At 41.6% G+C, this 17,047-nt stretch carries 12 protein-coding genes and 1 tRNA gene; 6 read left to right on the plus strand and 7 right to left on the minus strand.

Annotation, left to right across the window (positions count from 1 at the left end):
- Positions 1 to 1,131 precede the first annotated feature (1,131 nt).
- The 4 genes from petH (at position 1,132) to RMY27_RS25455 (ending at position 5,411) form a co-directional block, all read left to right on the plus strand.
- On the plus strand, positions 1,132 to 2,478 hold the full coding sequence (petH, locus tag RMY27_RS25440; protein ID WP_322667683.1) for a ferredoxin--NADP reductase: 1,347 nt from the start codon (positions 1,132 to 1,134) through the stop codon (positions 2,476 to 2,478).
- Positions 2,479 to 2,730: 252 nt separating this feature from the next.
- Entirely contained in the window at positions 2,731 to 4,017 is a 1,287-nt protein-coding gene (locus RMY27_RS25445; RefSeq protein WP_322667655.1) for a homoserine dehydrogenase, read from the plus strand.
- A gap of 142 nt (positions 4,018 to 4,159) precedes the next feature.
- Positions 4,160 to 4,882 (plus strand): Uma2 family endonuclease, encoded by a 723-nt coding sequence (locus RMY27_RS25450; RefSeq protein ID WP_322667656.1) that lies wholly within the window; start codon positions 4,160 to 4,162, stop codon positions 4,880 to 4,882.
- Positions 4,883 to 5,261: 379 nt separating this feature from the next.
- Positions 5,262 to 5,411 carry a hypothetical protein gene (locus RMY27_RS25455; protein ID WP_322667657.1) on the plus strand — a complete coding sequence of 50 codons (150 nt, stop codon included), beginning with the start codon at positions 5,262 to 5,264 and terminating at the stop codon, positions 5,409 to 5,411.
- Between the two features lie 435 nt (positions 5,412 to 5,846).
- Here the strand turns inward: RMY27_RS25455 and RMY27_RS25460 are convergent.
- The 6 genes from RMY27_RS25460 to RMY27_RS25485 form a co-directional block, all read right to left on the minus strand.
- Positions 5,847 to 5,918, minus strand: a tRNA-Lys gene (locus RMY27_RS25460).
- Positions 5,919 to 5,980: 62 nt separating this feature from the next.
- Complete coding sequence (locus RMY27_RS25465; protein WP_322667658.1) at positions 5,981 to 8,230, minus strand: GAF domain-containing protein; 2,250 nt, start codon at positions 8,228 to 8,230, stop codon at positions 5,981 to 5,983.
- Positions 8,231 to 8,562: 332 nt separating this feature from the next.
- Complete coding sequence (locus RMY27_RS25470) at positions 8,563 to 9,126, minus strand: hypothetical protein (protein WP_322667659.1); 564 nt, start codon at positions 9,124 to 9,126, stop codon at positions 8,563 to 8,565.
- Positions 9,126 to 10,364: a glycoside hydrolase family 10 protein gene (locus RMY27_RS25475; RefSeq protein WP_322667660.1), complete on the minus strand. Its 1,239-nt coding sequence runs from the start codon at positions 10,362 to 10,364 to the stop codon at positions 9,126 to 9,128. Before RMY27_RS25475 ends, RMY27_RS25470 begins: the two co-directional genes overlap by 1 nt.
- Before the next feature lie 351 nt (positions 10,365 to 10,715).
- The gene (gene glcD / locus RMY27_RS25480; protein WP_322667661.1) at positions 10,716 to 12,188 is read right to left on the minus strand and encodes a glycolate oxidase subunit GlcD; all 1,473 of its coding nucleotides are present in this window, start codon (positions 12,186 to 12,188) and stop codon (positions 10,716 to 10,718) included.
- A 107-nt stretch (positions 12,189 to 12,295) separates the two neighbouring features.
- Positions 12,296 to 12,880: a nucleotidyltransferase domain-containing protein gene (locus RMY27_RS25485; RefSeq protein ID WP_322667662.1), complete on the minus strand. Its 585-nt coding sequence runs from the start codon at positions 12,878 to 12,880 to the stop codon at positions 12,296 to 12,298.
- Between the two features lie 107 nt (positions 12,881 to 12,987).
- On the opposite strand from RMY27_RS25485, the gene RMY27_RS25490 reads away from it, so the two are divergent.
- On the plus strand, positions 12,988 to 13,716 hold the full coding sequence (locus RMY27_RS25490) for a Uma2 family endonuclease (protein WP_322667663.1): 729 nt from the start codon (positions 12,988 to 12,990) through the stop codon (positions 13,714 to 13,716).
- 59 nt (positions 13,717 to 13,775) lie between these two features.
- Here the strand turns inward: RMY27_RS25490 and miaA are convergent, their stop codons facing one another.
- Positions 13,776 to 14,678: a tRNA (adenosine(37)-N6)-dimethylallyltransferase MiaA gene (gene miaA, locus RMY27_RS25495; protein WP_322667664.1), complete on the minus strand. Its 903-nt coding sequence runs from the start codon at positions 14,676 to 14,678 to the stop codon at positions 13,776 to 13,778.
- A gap of 316 nt (positions 14,679 to 14,994) precedes the next feature.
- Between miaA and gyrB the strand changes: the two genes are divergently transcribed.
- A complete protein-coding gene (gyrB, locus tag RMY27_RS25500) occupies positions 14,995 to 16,932 on the plus strand; it encodes a DNA topoisomerase (ATP-hydrolyzing) subunit B (protein WP_322667665.1) in 1,938 nt (645 codons plus the stop codon).
- Positions 16,933 to 17,047 lie beyond the last annotated feature (115 nt).

Here is a 17,047-nt window from a genome sequence, read left to right on the forward strand (position 1 = left end):
CCTAGAAATAAAAAAATTTCATTCATACTTCTTTCTTCCTGCCTTCTGCCCTTTGCCTCCTGCCTACTCTTTTAAGTTGCTACTCGTCGGACTAGCCTGAATGTTGGTGCCGGTAAGTATTTAATCCTAGTGATATATTTGATTTTAACAGAAGGGGGTATCCCATACAAGATTGCTGTCGAGAAGAATTAGCGTGGTTCCTCAATCATTTTTTTGTTAATTTAGTTGTTAATTTAAAAATGGGGATCAGCACTGTTTATCAGGGTTGCACCTTTATCAGTCTGCTACTTATGACTCTATAGAATCAAGACTATAAGGTATAATTTCTAATTACCGCAAATTTTATCATGTACCTAAATTGGAATTTCTGCTCGACAATACTTAATATTCAAAGTAAAAATCTATCCAACGAATGAGGAAACAACTTGCATGACTCAAATTATTGGCTGTAAATTTATGGATATACTCATATAGAAGCGTTGACGTTATGGCAAAGTACTGATAACAGGTTGACAGATTTTTCACATCAAGTGAAACTAATTACGGTTGCTTGAATTATGATTGTCTATCTCGTGATGTTTGTAGCTAGAGTTGTCCTAGTTATGTAGTTTTTCATAGACAGGTAATGAAGATAGCTAACAATATTCCAGAAAAGTAGTAGATTTGGAGAAGTAAAACCAATTGCAAGAAAACCATCCTCTCGTGGCATTCTCCGATTGAAACCCCTGGAGTAAGCAAGCGCAAAGGTAGCTTTTAAAGGTAAACTGAGCGGTAGCTTACACCGAGCAAAGCACCCCTCTGAGAATATCTGCTATTGTGAGTTGCTCATTGGGTACTAAGATAAAAAGCTATCTCCCTGATGGGGTGATAGTTAACGAAAAAAAGATTAAATTGATTCATTATTAACATTCTCCACAAGACTTATCCTTTACCTTAGAAGGTGAACAGGTGTGTTTTTTGCTATGCCTGCATGTCTTTGGTGAGTGTACTTAGCAAGGCATTAATTTAATGATGCCGTTTTTCCTTCAGGGCCAGTTTTGTGAAACGAAAATCCGGTAAACTAAAGCTGGCATGGGATGGGAATAGTTTTTTTGAAAAACGGTTAAGTAAATTATCGGAGTGGTAGAACGAATGTACAATCAAGGTGCTGTTGAGGGTGCTGCCAACACAGAATTAGGTAGCCGCATCTTCCTTTATGAAGTAGTGGGTTTGCGTCAGAGTGAAGAAACCGATCAAACTAACTACCCAATTCGGAAAAGTGGCAGTGTGTTCATCAGAGTGCCTTACAACCGCATGAATCAAGAAATGCGACGTATCACTCGTCTAGGCGGCACAATTGTTAGCATCCAACCTGTAACTGCTCTAGAGCCAGTTAATGGTAAAGCCTCACTTGGGAATGCTAATAGCGTTGTCAGCGAGTTAGCGACATCTGGGGAAAATGCTGACAGTGAAGGGAATGGTAAAGCCACACCTGTAAATGCTGGTAGTGAAGCCAAAGGCTTCACTAAATCATCAGCTGAAGAACAGCTCAAGAACAAGGACAAGAAAGGCAACACCATGACTCAAGCGAAAGCCAAAAAAGACCACGGTGACGTTCCTGTTAACACTTACCGTCCCAATGCTCCGTTTATTGGCAAGGTAATATCTAACGAACCGCTAGTCAAAGAAGGTGGTATTGGTATTGTTCAACACCTTAAATTCGACATCTCCGCAGGGGATTTGAAGTATATAGAAGGTCAAAGTATTGGAATTATTCCACCAGGATTAGACAAGAACGGTAAGCCAGAGAAACTTAGACTCTATTCCATCGCCTCAACTCGTCATGGCGATGATGTGGATGATAAGACAGTATCGTTATGCGTCCGCCAGTTGGAATATAAGCACCCGGAAACTAGCGAAACAGTCTACGGTGTTTGCTCCACACACCTGTGTTTCCTCAAGCCAGGGGAAGAGGTAAAAATTACTGGGCCTGTGGGTAAGGAAATGTTGTTACCCGATGATCCTGAAGCTAATGTCATTATGTTGGCAACCGGAACAGGTATTGCCCCCATGCGAGCTTATCTGTGGCGTCAGTTTAAAGATGCGGAAAGAGCAGCTAACCCAGAATACCAATTTAAAGGATTCTCTTGGCTAATATTTGGCGTTCCGACAACTCCAAACCTTTTATATAAGGAAGAACTGGAAGAAATTCAACAAAAATATCCTGATAACTTCCGCCTCACTGCTGCTATCAGCCGCGAACAGAAAAATCCTCAAGGCGGTAGAATGTACATCCAAGACCGCGTAGCAGAACATGCTGATGAGTTGTGGCAGTTGATTAAAAATGAAAAAACCCACACATACATCTGCGGTTTGCGAGGTATGGAAGAAGGTATTGATGCAGCCTTAACTACTGCTGCTGCTAAGGAAGGCGTAACCTGGAGTGATTACCAGAAGCAACTCAAGAAAGCTCATCGCTGGCACGTAGAAACTTATTAAGTGCTGAGTGCTAAGTGCTGAGTTTTGAGTTCTAAGCTATGAAGTAGAAACTTACTAAGTGCTGAGTTTTGAGTTCTAAGTTATGAATTAGTAGGGTGGGCAATGCTCACCCTACAATTGTTTTGTTATGAATATTGTAAATAGCTGAGGAAAGAGTTCTCAGTTCTGCGTGGTCAAGTACTAAGTACTGATAACTACTCAGCACTCAGCACTCAGCACTCAGCACTTAAAAATGAATTAGGTGCAAAAATTGTGGGTGTGAAACTAGGAATACTGGGATTAGGCACCGTGGGAACGGGAACAGTGCAGTTGTTGCAAGATAGCGCTGGGCGTCACCCATTGTTGCAAGAGATAGAAATTTCTCGGGTGGGAGTTCGATCGCTAGATAAACCCCGTGCAGTAGAATTGTCTACGGAAGTAGTAACAACAGACTTAGAATCAATTGTCAACGATCCAGCGGTAGATATAGTTGTCGAGGTGATGGGTGGATTGGAGCCGGCGCGATCGCTCATTCTCAAAGCTTTAAGTAATGGTAAGCATGTAGTCACCGCCAATAAGGCAGCGATCGCCCGCTTTGGAGCAGAAATTTTCACAACTGCCAATCAAGCTGGCGTATACGTAATGTTAGAAGCGGCTGTGGGTGGTGGTATTCCAGTGATTCAACCCCTAAAGCAATCTTTAAGTGTTAACCGAATTCATACTGTAACGGGTATTGTTAACGGTACAACAAACTACATCCTGACACGGATGCAAACAGAAGGCAGCAACTTCAATGATGTTTTAGCTGATGCCCAACGTTTGGGTTATGCTGAGGCTGACCCCACAGCCGATGTGGATGGCTTAGACGCAGCTGATAAAATTGCCATCCTGGCATCATTAGGCTTTGGTGGACGCATCAACTTACAAGATGTTTATACTGAGGGGATTCGGCAAGTTAGCAAGACAGATATTGCCTACGCCGAAAAATTGGGATTTGTGATTAAATTGTTAGCGATCGCTAAACGTGATACTCCCTCATCTCCCCTTTCCGTCAGAGTTCATCCCACCTTAGTGCCCAAAGCCCACCCCTTGGCTAGCATCAACGGCGTTTACAATGCCATTCTTGTGGAAGGAGAACCCATCGGTCAGGTAATGTTTTTTGGCCCCGGTGCTGGTGCTGGTGCAACCGCCAGTGCTGTGACATCGGATATCTTAAATTTAGTTGCTGTCCTCAAAACCAATACAGCAGTTGCAAATCCATTATTAACTTGTGGACATCAGGAATACTGCCAAATTGCGCCGATGGCAGAATTGATAACTCGATTTTACGCCCGTTTCCTCACTAATGACCAACCTGGAGTTATCGGTAAATTGGGTACTTGCTTTGGCAACTATGGCGTTAGCTTAGAGTCAGTTGTCCAAACAGGCTTTCAAGGGGAACTAGCTGAGATTGTGGTTGTTACCCATGATGTACGCGAAGGCAATTTTAGGCAAGCTTTGGCAGAAATTCAGAATTTATCAGCGATCGAAAGCATTCCTAGCTTACTGCGTGTACTTTGAGATTAGTCGGGAGTGAAGCTCGTCAACTTGCTTTGCTCCAATTTTTAATTACCTCAAAGGATTCTTAACTGCGAGTAAAACTTGGTTAAGTACGCAAGCTAAACTAAAAAATAAACTTCACCCCCAGCGCGAGGCTAGATCTATGACCTCTGCAACTGATCCATCCACCGCCCTCACTCCTTTCCCCGATCATACGCAGCTACCAGAGTCAGACGGTACATTTGTGAAAAATTGGCAAGAGCATCCCCAAAGCATCTTACTCACTGACTCGATAACACCTATCCTCAAACAATTACATCCTGAAGGTGAATATTGTATAGGTCAGGACTTAGGTATTTACTGGCGCTTGACAGATCCGCCAGAACGAGGGGCAGAAGCACCAGATTGGTTTTATGTAGGGAATGTACCGCCTTTGCTCGATGGACAAACACGGAGGTCTTATGTACTGTGGCGAGAATTTATTGCACCCTTGATTGCCTTGGAATTTGTTTCTGGGGATGGTACTGAAGAACGAGATAAAACCCCTTGGCAGGGGAAATTCTGGATTTATGAGCAAGTAATTCATCCGGCTTTTTATGGTATTTATGAAGTGAATAAAGCCAACTTAGAAGTTTATGAATTAATTGGTGGACAATATCAGTTATTAGCAGCAAATGAACGCGGACATTATCCGATTACCCGCTTGGGAGTTGAGTTAGGTTTATGGCAAGGAGAATATCAAAACGCTCAATTACCCTGGTTACGTTGGTGGGATTTGCAGGGTAATTTGTTGTTGACTGGTGAGGAGAGAGCGGAAGAGGAAAGGCAAAGAGCCGATCGCTTAACTGCCCAATTGCGATCGCTCGGTATTGAACCAGAAGTTTAAGTATTTGGTTTAAGGGTGCGATCGCTCTGATGTTATCGGAGGCGATCGCGCCAATTTTGGATTTGCCTGGGGAACGTAAACAAGTAATAGACTAGGTACGTAGAGGCGCGAAATTTTGCGTCTCTATTATTTGGGTAAATAGTAGGATTGAAATACGCCAGTTAAAAAGTCCCATTTGCTGATGTAGTAAAGCATACTAAAAACTTAGTAGTGCTGGGTTAGGATTAAACTAAGAATTTTGGGTGTAGGCTATATTTTTTTCGTTGTCAACAGTAAATTGTCTTAGATATAAATTATTTTTTAGTTACTTATGCGGATGATATATTTGCCAGGTGAATGATATCGTTTGTATCAACTGATTAAGTGGATTTAATGAATTATGAACAAAGAAACAATTTTGTTCACTATGTTCGCAGTTATTTTTGTAGTTATAGCGATGCGTAGCGTAGTAGATACCCAAGCTCAATCTGTGTTACTTGAATATTCCAAGCTATTTCTAGCTGGGTATTTGGGTTATTTGCTGAAATAAAAAGCCTCTTACCAGATTGACTGACAAGAGACTTAGATTTAAAATGTTCTTCTCAGACTAGCTTAAAAGACCACTAATAGGCAACCTTCCGCAAAAAGGTTGCCTATTATGCAATTTTTAGCACACTAAAGTATATACTTATAAATATTAGGTGATAGCACTCTAACGCAGAGACAGCACCACTATGAAATCAACTTGATGCACAAATTTTAAAAAAGTAAAGTTTGGTATAAATTATATTAAAAATTTTCTAGCAAGTTCTTAGGAATCATCAAAGACAGGTTTTATAAATTAGCTATAAGCAAAAATTATATTATCAAGTCTAACTTATAAATTTTCTGTATTCCAGCTATCCTTTGCAATTCTGTCTCGTAGGGGAAATTGGGTTTATGCCTGGAGAGAAAACTGAGAGAAAATTTGGATAGCTGAAAGTAGTGGGTGACGAGGGATTTGAACCCGCAACCAATAGATTAAGAGTCTACTGCTCTACCGTTGAGCTAGTCACCCGCACGAATAACCATGATAGCAAACTTCTAACAGATTTGCCAGTGCTATGCCCAAAAAACGAATTAAAGGGGAAATTTGACGGTAAAGGTGGTTTGACCTGTTGCACTCTCTACATAAATTGAGCCGCCTAAATGTCTGACCATTTTCTGCACTAATGCCAATTCCAGCCCTGTGCCGCTATGTTTCCAAGGATCGTGTTTGGAAAGGTGATAGAAAGGTTCAAAAATCCGTGAGAGTTCATTGTTGGTAAGCTCTATTCCCGAATTGGTAATATTAAGCTCGACTGCATTCCCGATCAACTGAGCAGAGACTGAAATTAATTCCCCGGCTGGGGTGTATTTGCAGGCATGGTTTAGTAGTTCGGTGACAATCCGCTCCAAATCAGTGATATCTGTCTCTAAAGGCGGCAGCGCCCGATCGACAGTCAGGTTTAACTGCTGTCGCTGGCAGTTGGTGAGGTCTCGAAAAGACTCGATAATGGGGTGAAGCCAGCTTTGAAAGTCAATGGCAATCAAGGTTGGGGGATCGGGTTCGGCTTCGAGATATGTAAGTGTGAGTAGGTCGTTAATTAACTTGCTTTCTCGCCCACACTCATTATGCAAAATCTGCAAGAGTTGCGGCACTATTTCTATTTCTGATATTTCTGCTGGTGTGAGGACACTTTCGAGAGTTTGGACTGCAAGGCTGATGCTTGTTATTGGTGTCCGCAGTTCTTGGGATAAAGTTCTGAGAAATTGGTTTTTGAGCCGATCGCATTTTTCTAGTTCTTTTACCTGTGCCTGGTTTTGTTTGTAAAGCTGGGCTTGACGAATGGCGATCGCACATTCATTTGCTACCTGTTGCATTAGCTCAATTTCAAATTCGTCAAAAGCCTCTTGTGATGGTCTTGTTAACCAAATATTTCCCAAAATCCCTTGAGTATCAAAAATTGGACAAGCCATCTGGGACATAACTAGCAACTTTGGTTGCCATCCCGGTACAATTTCCAAAAATTGCAATGGTTGTTTTTGCAACAGCGGCTGATAAACTTCAAGATGGTCTGCAATCTGTTTAGTTAATCCTTGACGTTGAGGCAAATTAATACTGTATTCGTAAGCAATAGTAACTAGAGTTTGACAAGTACTGTAGAGTTCAATTTGGCAACGCTCAAGGTTTAGTAATTTTGCTAATTCCTGGGTAAGTGTCTGCAATACCTGAGTTTGATCCAGACTGTCGCGGATTTGTTCTGTCATGTGTCGCACCAAGGCTTCAAAGTTTCGCACCTGCTGCAACTGACTGATGTGCTTCTGCTTCTGTAACTCCATCTTGGCTTTGAGATCCTGGAGTTGTTGATGAAGTTCTGCCTGTTGGACTGCAACGCCGATTTGAGTTGCCAACTGCTTGAGTAAGTCAGTTTCTGTTTGCTGCCATTGACGCGATTCACGGCAATTCTGGGCAATCAATAGCCCCCACATATCTTGCTTTTGAAAAATCGGTACGACAAGATTGGCTCTTATCTGCAAAGATGCAAGGAAATCTATATGGCAAGGATGCAAGCCGGCTGCATAAATATCTTCGACAACTTGAATGCAACCTTGTCTGTAGTGTTCTGGATGTTTGCCACTGAAGCAGGGATCAGTGATGTTTTTGCCCAATAGGGGATCGCTAGCAGCTACAGTTGATTCGGCAATGATTACTCCACTGCCATTAGCCTCGAAACGATAAATCAACACGCGATCGCAATTCAAAAATTGCCGCAGTTCAATTGTAGTCTGATGCAGAATTGTCTCTAATTCTACTAATTGGTGAATCCGTCCAGCGATCGCTTCTAGCAGTTGCTCTCGTTCAACCTGGAGTCCAACTGCCTGTTCTGCTTGCTTGACAGAAGTAATATTGCTACTAGTACCAATTAATCGATAAACTTTGGAGTTAGCATCCTTTAGTGGCGTGAGAGTCGTACTCCACCAAGTGGGAACTCCCTGGAATTGCAAACATTGTTCGTAAGAAATAGTTTTGCCGAATCGCACGCAGTCAGCATAATGTTGACGCACCTTTGCAGCATCAATTGCACAGAGAATATCCTCTGGTTTTTTGCCCCGGAGATCGTCTGAGCGAATCCCTATCCACCGTTCATGAGTGGGATTAAGAGCCACATATCGGAAATCTCCATCCTCCAAAACATCAACTACAAATATTGATGCCTGTACAGAATCATAAATGCTTAGTAGAAACTGCTCGCTACTACTTTTTTCATCTACTTCTTTGCCGAAAAGAATTTGAGGTGGTGATAATTTTGTCAACTCCATAGTTGATTCCACTGGATTTATATTCATGCGAGAGTCCCACTCTTGTATTACTGACTCTTCTAGGCGTTCTCTTGTCGTTAAGCTTGTAGTAGATGCACTTTAGCGCCTATAGCAAAGTGTTGTCAGCTGTTGCTCATCGAAATTGTGATCTTTCTCTACTTCTTGTCAGAAATCTAGGAAAGCTAATAGGAGTCAGCTTAACAAAATCCTGCTTTTTGAAGGTGAAAATACATTTGCAGGTGAGGGCAAACTTACTGTAATTTATTTTTAACAGTTTTTTAAAATTTTTGCATATATCTAAGTACAAACCTAAGTATATATCAATTAAGTTTATTATTCTTAATAAAGGGAGTAGCAACTTACAATCGCAATTTGTGAGCATTGATTCCTGTGAGGATACCAACTAGCAGCCAAGTGATGCCTAAGCCGATGACTTCACCTAAAAATAACTGGCTTAAGTAGCGCCAGATTATTCCCACAGCAGAACCCACGGGGACAGCAACCGCCCAACTTGCGGCAGAGACAAATATCCATCGCCACGCTACAGGCTGAGTAATTGCTAACCATTGTGCCAATCCGATCCCCAAGCCGCCAAGGGCACCATAAACCGCCCCTGACAGGATTCTCAGAGGAAGAATCTGAGTGCTAGGTACAATCCAACCCACAGCACCAATACCGATCGCAGTGATAATACTCCAACCCAAAAGACTTGACAAAATCCACCTGATACAAAATATAGGTTGTTTGAGAAGACAACCTTGAGGAAGTGCGATCGCAAATCCGCCAATAGCGGCCTCTACCACCCCAACATCTGGCTTTTCGCCGACTTCAATTAAGAGTAAACTCAATAAAAATCCGCCAAAAGTAGCTACAGTCCACAGCAACGTAAAGCCAAATTTAGTATTATTAGGCGCGAATGGCATCAAAGTTTCTTTGTTTGTAATAGTCTGACAGTTTTTGCATGAAACATCTCAAAAAAACCTTTGCGTCGCTGTTGGGGTGATTCCGGTACAATGTAACCCCACAGACTCTCCCAGTAGAAAAAGGAGATACCATCAAAATTGCGATCGCGTACTACCTGAACCTGTTCTCTAACTTGTGCCATTTTCACCGGATTACTTACCGTTCCTGTTGATATCCCAATCCCTACAGGAATTAGACTTTGAGCCAATTTTATAGATGGAAGTTCTAGTTGAGCGATAAAAGACTTTTTGTCATTTCGATACACCTGCAAAATTAACTCATTAACTAAACCTTTTTTTACCCAATTTTCCCAATCTTGTAAATAGTATTTATAAGCAAAAGCTTGATAGTTGGGAGACAGAGATATTTTTATTTTGGGCTTAACTGCCTTCACAGCTTGATAGATTTCTGCCATAAAATCAGTAATTTTGTCTGCCCGCCACCGCATCCACTCTGGGTTAAAAGGGTCGGTAGGGGGACTTTTGCCTTGATGTTCTTGCTGATATAGTTCTATAGTGAAGCGATCGTAACCGAACTGTACAGGCATCCCAAAATGATCGTCAAGTTGAATACCATCCACATCGTAATCCCTAACTACTTCTAAAATTAGCTCTTGAATAAACTCTTGCACTTGCGGATGTAAAGGATTCAACCAAGCCAGCTTACTTACTAAAATATTATCAATTTCTTCTGGTGGGGCATCTTGGGTAGACTTTATACCTTCTTGCCCAATTGTCAACCAATCAGGATAACGCCTTGCTAATTGTGAGTAATGCGGTGTCATAAACCCGTATTCAAACCAGGGAATGACTCTCAAACCTTTATTTTTAGCAAGTGTCACTATCTTTGCTAAAACATCCTGTCCACCGTGCATGAAGTTAAGCAAAGGTTGAGTTTCTGAGCCTGTAGTCATTTTAGCTACAGCACTCTTATAAAAAGTATGTCCTCGGTTCCAAACTACAGGATAAATTGTATTAAAATTGAGAGCAGATAATTGATTTATAGCACGATTAATACCCCAAGGGACAAATAGTACACCACTAGCAACATTAGTGATCCAAACGCCGCGAATTTCTGTAGTTAAAGGACTTGTTTTTTGGGAATAAACTGGCAGTGAAGAGGGTAAAAAAACTGTTAAAACGACTACTAATCCCAAACACAGTAAGTAAGAAATACAACAGCGAGCAAACCGATTCATTTGTAAGCGTGACCTAGTACGATCGGAATATATATAACTACAAAATAAAGTTGTAATCCTCCGGATGATGTAAAGAAATGGTGATTAAGAACTCAGAATTCAGAACTCAGGAATCAGAATAGTTTAAATAATACGGAGCTATTTTGGTTATAAGTATACTTAACGATACCAAAACCTAATGAATGACTTCAAACTCCTTAATTCCTAACTCAATACGGTTCAGTTAAGCGCTACTTGTACAAAATCGTAGGTTTTAAGACACGATAAATCGCCGTTTCTACAAGTGTTTTGGTTTTATCTGAACTGTATTGAATCCTGACTCCTCAATTCTGACTCCTGAACTCTTTTTTCTTAAAATTTTTCCACACCTTCAAATTGTTTGAGTACCGATGCATTTGCTGCTTCACCACAAGTCCGTGGTGTGGGGAATATCTTTTCAGGATTTGCTAACCCTTTAGGATTAAAAACTTGCCGTACCCATTGCATAGTTTCTAAATCAACTTGGCTAAACATCTGTGGCATATAGCATTTTTTCTCTGCACCAATGCCATGTTCACCAGAAATACTACCACCGACTTGGACACAAAGTTTAAGAATTTTTCCACCCATCTCTTCTACTTGCTCTAACGCACCAGACACAGAATTATCATAAAGAATTAGCGGATGAAGGTTGCCATCGCCAGCATGAAATACATTAGCAACACGATAACCGTATTGTTTACTTAATGCCTCAATTTCATGTAAAACATAAGGCAGCTGAGTCCGGGGAATTACACCATCTTGCACATAATAATCTGGGCTTAAATGTCCAGCCGCAGCAAAAGCGGCTTTGCGTCCTTTCCATAATTTCAACCGAGTTTCTGGGTCAGTAGCAGAAGTGACATTACGCGCACCATTTTTTTTACAAATTTCCGTAACTCGCTGTTTATTCCCCACAACTTCCACTTCCAAACCATCAATTTCTATTAGTAAAATAGCAGTAGCGTCGCGGGGATAACAATTAGTTGCTACAACATCTTCAACAGCATTGATGCTGAAGTTATCCATCATTTCCATACCACCAGGAATAATCCCGGCGCTGATGATGTCAGAAACAGTTGCCCCCGCAGCTTCAATGCTAGTAAAATCTGCCAACAGCACACAAATTGATTCTGCACTTTTGAGAATTCGCAAAGTAATTTCTGTGGCAATTCCTAATGTGCCTTCGGAACCAACAAAAACACCTGTTAAATCATAACCAGGCATCTCTGGAATTTGTCCGCCTAAATCGATAATATCCCCTTCCGGTGTGACAATTTTTAATCCTAAAACGTGGTTAGTAGTAACACCGTATTTGAGACAATGTACACCACCAGAGTTTTCGGCAATGTTGCCCCCAATAGAGCAGATAATTTGACTAGAAGGATCAGGAGCATAGTAAAATCCAGCACCACTAACAGCTTGTGTTACCCAACTATTAATCACCCCTGGTTGTACAACTGTCCGTTGATTTTCTAAATCAATGCTGAGGATTTGCCGCATTAACGAAGTGACAATTAAAACAGAATCTTCTATTGGTAAAGCGCCGCCAGATAGACCAGTACCAGAACCGCGTGCGATGAAGGGTATAGAATATTGATTGCATATCTTCACAACTTGAGCAACTTGTTCTGTAGTTCTGGGTAACACCACCACAGCCGGACGTTGGCGATAGCCAGTTAAACCATCACATTCATAGGTAATGAGTTCTTCGCGGCGTTGCACGACACCATTTTTGCCAAGGACAGCCTCGAATGCTTTGAGAATGGGTTTCCAGTTGCGTTGTTTTTTATCTTGGGTAAGCATAGTTTTTTAAAGTTCAAGGTAGATGTTGCAGGCTGGTTAGTATAGCTGTAATTACTATTGTTGCAAGAATAGCAGTCAAAAGTGAGTAAAAGCGATCGCACTCCTTTTCAGCTAGCATCAAGTTTTGTAAGCCAATGGTGTCGGGGGTAACACACAGTGATTGCTTGTTTAAGCCAAACTTGACGTTCTTCATCTAGTAACCTGCATACACGATAAAAATCATCTTCGTCTTTAGACCTGGGATTCTTAGCTTTGTATAAGAGTACAATTTCTGGAGCAAGGAACGGTATACCAATATCAGAACGTAACCGAATCATTGATAATGGACGTGCAATATCAAGATTTCTGCGAAATCTCCACTCGCTTTGTGAACACTCATCCAAAAGAATCTCTAGTTCCAATAATAAGTTATTTTTAGTATGAGTATGAATCTCATGTATTGGTAACTCTAGCCATTCGTTTTCATTCCAAGGCTGCATTTTTCCATTAACAACCTTAGTAAATTCCCAGCCAAATAAATATTTTCTCAGGCTGTTCTGGTCTTTCCTAAATATTGCGATTTCTACATCTTTGTGTACCCTAGTTACGTCTCCTATAAAAAGGTCTATTGCCCATCCACCCGCTATAAACCAGGGTTGTTTGAAATCATTTAGTAGCCTAGAAAGTTTCAGAAGTTCTGAAAAAGATTCCATTGATGACTACTCCTCAGAATTTTTCAGTATTAAATATTGATTCAATGCACCCTCCTATCCCCAATCTAGTAACCTAGAAATAACGCTCTCAAATACTGGATAAAATCATGGTTCAGCAAGTTCTAATCAATGATGATGATTACTATGTGCCAGATGCCAACCAGCTAGTTACTGAAGATGATACACCTGTGGACAATTTTGCTTCTGAAAAACAACAACGTCTCTTGGTTGGCTCTCTTTACAGTACTCTACAGCAGCAGACTTTTTTAGCAGCAGCTAATGTCGGTATTTACCATACAGACGGTCAACCCGCAATTGTACCCGATATCTTTCTCAGCTTAGATGTACAAGTACCTCAAAATTGGTGGGAAAAACAAAATCGTTGTTATATGGTTTGGCGTTTTGGCAAACCTCCAGAAGTCGTGATTGAAATTGTCTCTAATAAAGAAGGTGATGAACTTGGGAAAAAGCTGAAAATTTATGAACAAATGCGGGCTAGCTACTACATTGTATATGACCAAAATCAGCAATTAGGAGAAAAACTACTACGCGTTTATGAACTTAGAGGAAGGCGCTACTTTGAAACTTCAGAAAATTGGTTAGAACAAGTTGGTTTAGGTGTAACTTTGTGGGAAGGTAAATTTGAAGATAGACAAGATACTTGGTTACGCTGGTGCTACCAAGATGGTAATGTTTTATCGACTGGAGATGAACGCGCCGAACAGGAACGACAACGTGCCGAACAAGAACGACAACGCGCCGAACAAGCAGAACAACGCACCCAATTGCTAGCAGATAGGCTACGGGCTATGGGCGTAGATCCCGACAATCTGTAGAACACTCACTGTAAAGACGCAAAAATATTTGCGTCTTTGCATGGGCCAAAAAATTCTCACTAACTTGTGCGAATTATAAACTCATTAATACGATGCCAAACGTTCTCTAATAAATCAGGAGCATTTGAATCAAACCATTGAATTTGTGGATAAGCTCGAAACCAAGTGCGTTGTCGCTTGGCAAATTGTCGTGTATGCAAAACTGTTAATTCTTTGGCTTCATCTAAGGAAATATCCCCAGCCAAATATTGCTTGATTTCTTGATAGCCCAAAGTATTCAACAAAGACAAATCAGCGCCATATTTTTGACGAAGATACTCCACTTCAGCAACCAAACCATCTGCTATCATTTGCTCAGTACGGTGCTGAATACGAGCAAGCAACTTTTCAACATCGCAATCTAAACCAATTTGCAAAATCGGATAATTGGGTGGTTTCTCCCCTTGCTGTTCGGAAATGGGATATCCAGAAACATAATATACCTCTAGTGCTCGTAAAGTCCGCACTGAATCATTAGCATGAATCTTTTGTGCTGCAACTGGGTCAACTTGTTGTAACATGGCGTAGAGTTGTGGTTGACCGAGAGATTCAAGCTGCGATCGCAATTCCATCTGTGGTGCAACTCTCGGAATTTTCATTCCTTGGACAATAGAACGGATATATAAACCAGTGCCACCAACTAACAAAAGTGGTGTAACATCTACAGAAGCAATTAAGGCTTGTGTTTGCTCCTGATAGTCTGCTACTGTCATCGTGTCTGTTGGATCGCAGATATCTATTAGATAGTGCTGCACCAATTTTTGTTCAGCTACAGTTGGTTTCGCCGTCCCAATATCAAACTCACGGTAAACTTGACGAGAATCAGCACCAAGAATTACAGAACCTAAGCGCATTGCCAAAGCCAAAGCCAAACCCGATTTACCCGTTGCCGTCGCCCCACAAATCACAATTAATTTAGTCATTTGTCATTTGTCATTTGTCATTTGTCATTTGTCATTTGTCATTTGTTATGGGGCATTGGGCATTGGGCATTGGGCATTGGGCATAAGGAATAAAATTGTTAAATAATTCTCCCTTGACCCCTCATCTCCCTCAGCTTACCCTGCTCTCCTGCCCGTCTGCTCCTCTGCCCCTATTGCACAGTACTGCAACCCCAGTATAAACTTCTCTTGAAAATGCCCTACAGACGCCAGCAAGGCTTTTGTGTTACAATTTTGGAGTGTTTTTACTTTTATTTGCCTTTAGGCGATTTCAACCCCACGCATCAGGAGAGTTTACATGACGAGCAGTTACAGTGCCGATCAGATTCAAGTTCTGGAAGGTCTGGAAGCCGTCCGCAAAAGACCAGGAATGTACATTGGTACCACTGGGCCGCGAGGACTCCACCATTTAGTTTACGAGGTGGTGGACAATTCAATCGATGAGGCTTTGGCAGGTCATTGCACTCATATAGAGGTGGATATCAACGCTGATGGTTCAGTAACTGTAACAGATGATGGTCGCGGTATTCCCGTCGATACTCACTCGCGCACCGGAAAATCGGCTTTGGAAACCGTCATGACGGTACTACACGCCGGTGGTAAGTTTGGCGGCGGTGGGTACAAAGTTTCTGGAGGATTACACGGGGTTGGTATTTCTGTTGTTAATGCCCTATCTGAGGTAGTGGAAGTTACAGTTTGGCGAGATAAAAAGGTTCACCTCCAACGCTATGAACGCGGTATCCCGGTTAGCGATCTGCAAGTCAAGCCTTATAAAGAAGCTAGAACTGGAACTTCTGTCACTTTCAGGCCAGATACCCAAATCTTTACAACTAGCATTGAGTTTGATTACATAACTTTATCAGGTCGCCTACGGGAATTGGCGTATCTGAATGCAGGTGTCAAAATTACCTTTAGTGACCACCGTTTAGAACTACTAAAAAGCGATACATCCAAGGTAGAAACCTACGAGTACAAGGGTGGGATCAAAGAGTACGTTGCTTACATGAACCGCGAGAAGCAGCCACTGCATGAAGAAATTATCTATGTGCAGGGGGAACGCAACAACGTACAAGTGGAAGTTTCATTGCAATGGTGTACTGATGCTTATACGGATAATATTCTAGGTTTCGCTAACAATATTCGTACAGTAGATGGTGGTACGCACTTAGAAGGGTTAAAAGCAGTTCTGACTCGGACATTAAATGCGATCGCTCGCAAGCGCAATAAAATTAAAGAGAATGAACCTAACCTCAGTGGCGAACACGTCCGCGAAGGTTTGACTGCGGTAATTTCGGTTAAAGTCCCAGATCCAGAATTTGAAGGGCAAACCAAGACCAAACTCGGTAACACTGAAGTTCGAGGCATTGTTGATTCTTTGGTAGGAGAAGTCCTCACGGAGTACTTAGAATTTCATCCTGCGATCGCAGACTCAATTTTAGATAAAGCTATCCAAGCTTTCAAAGCCGCAGAAGCAGCGCGTCATGCGCGGGAATTAGTTCGGCGCAAATCTGTACTAGAATCTTCGCCATTACCTGGTAAATTAGCAGATTGCAGTTCTCGCGATCCCAACGAATCGGAAATATTCATCGTGGAAGGAGACTCAGCGGGTGGGAGTGCCAAACAAGGACGCGATCGCCGCACTCAAGCAATCTTGCCTCTACGTGGTAAAATTCTTAACATTGAAAAAACCGACGATGCCAAAATCTATAAAAATAACGAAGTTCAATCGTTAATTACAGCCCTTGGTTTAGGTGTCAAAGGTGATGAATTTGATTCCACTCAATTGCGCTATCACCGCATAGTCATTATGACTGATGCTGACGTAGATGGGGCGCACATCCGGACTTTGTTGTTAACATTCTTCTATCGATATCAGCGATCGCTTATCGAACAAGGCTTTATTTATATTGCTTGTCCCCCACTATATAAAGTAGAACGGGGACGTAATCATGAATATTGCTATAGTGATCGCGAAAAAAATCAAGCAATTGCTAAATTCCCCGCTAACGCTAACTACACCATCCAACGCTTCAAAGGTTTGGGTGAAATGATGCCACAACAACTCTGGGATACCACCATGAACCCAGAAACTCGCAAAATGAAGCAAGTCGAAATTGAGGATGCCGCAGAAGCCGATCGCATCTTTACAATTTTAATGGGCGATCGGGTCGCACCCAGACGAGAATTCATCGAAACCTATGGCTCTAAACTCAACTTCACCGATTTAGATATCTAAATATCAGCAATCCTAAATCATTTGTAAAAAACAAGATCCCCGATTTATCAAAGAAATCGGGGATCTTTAACTTTGAAATATTACTTGATATTTCTGCAACAAATTTTGCTCAAGA

The organism is Nostoc sp. DedQUE09 (assembly GCF_034530915.1).
Lineage (GTDB): Bacteria > Cyanobacteriota > Cyanobacteriia > Cyanobacteriales > Nostocaceae > Nostoc.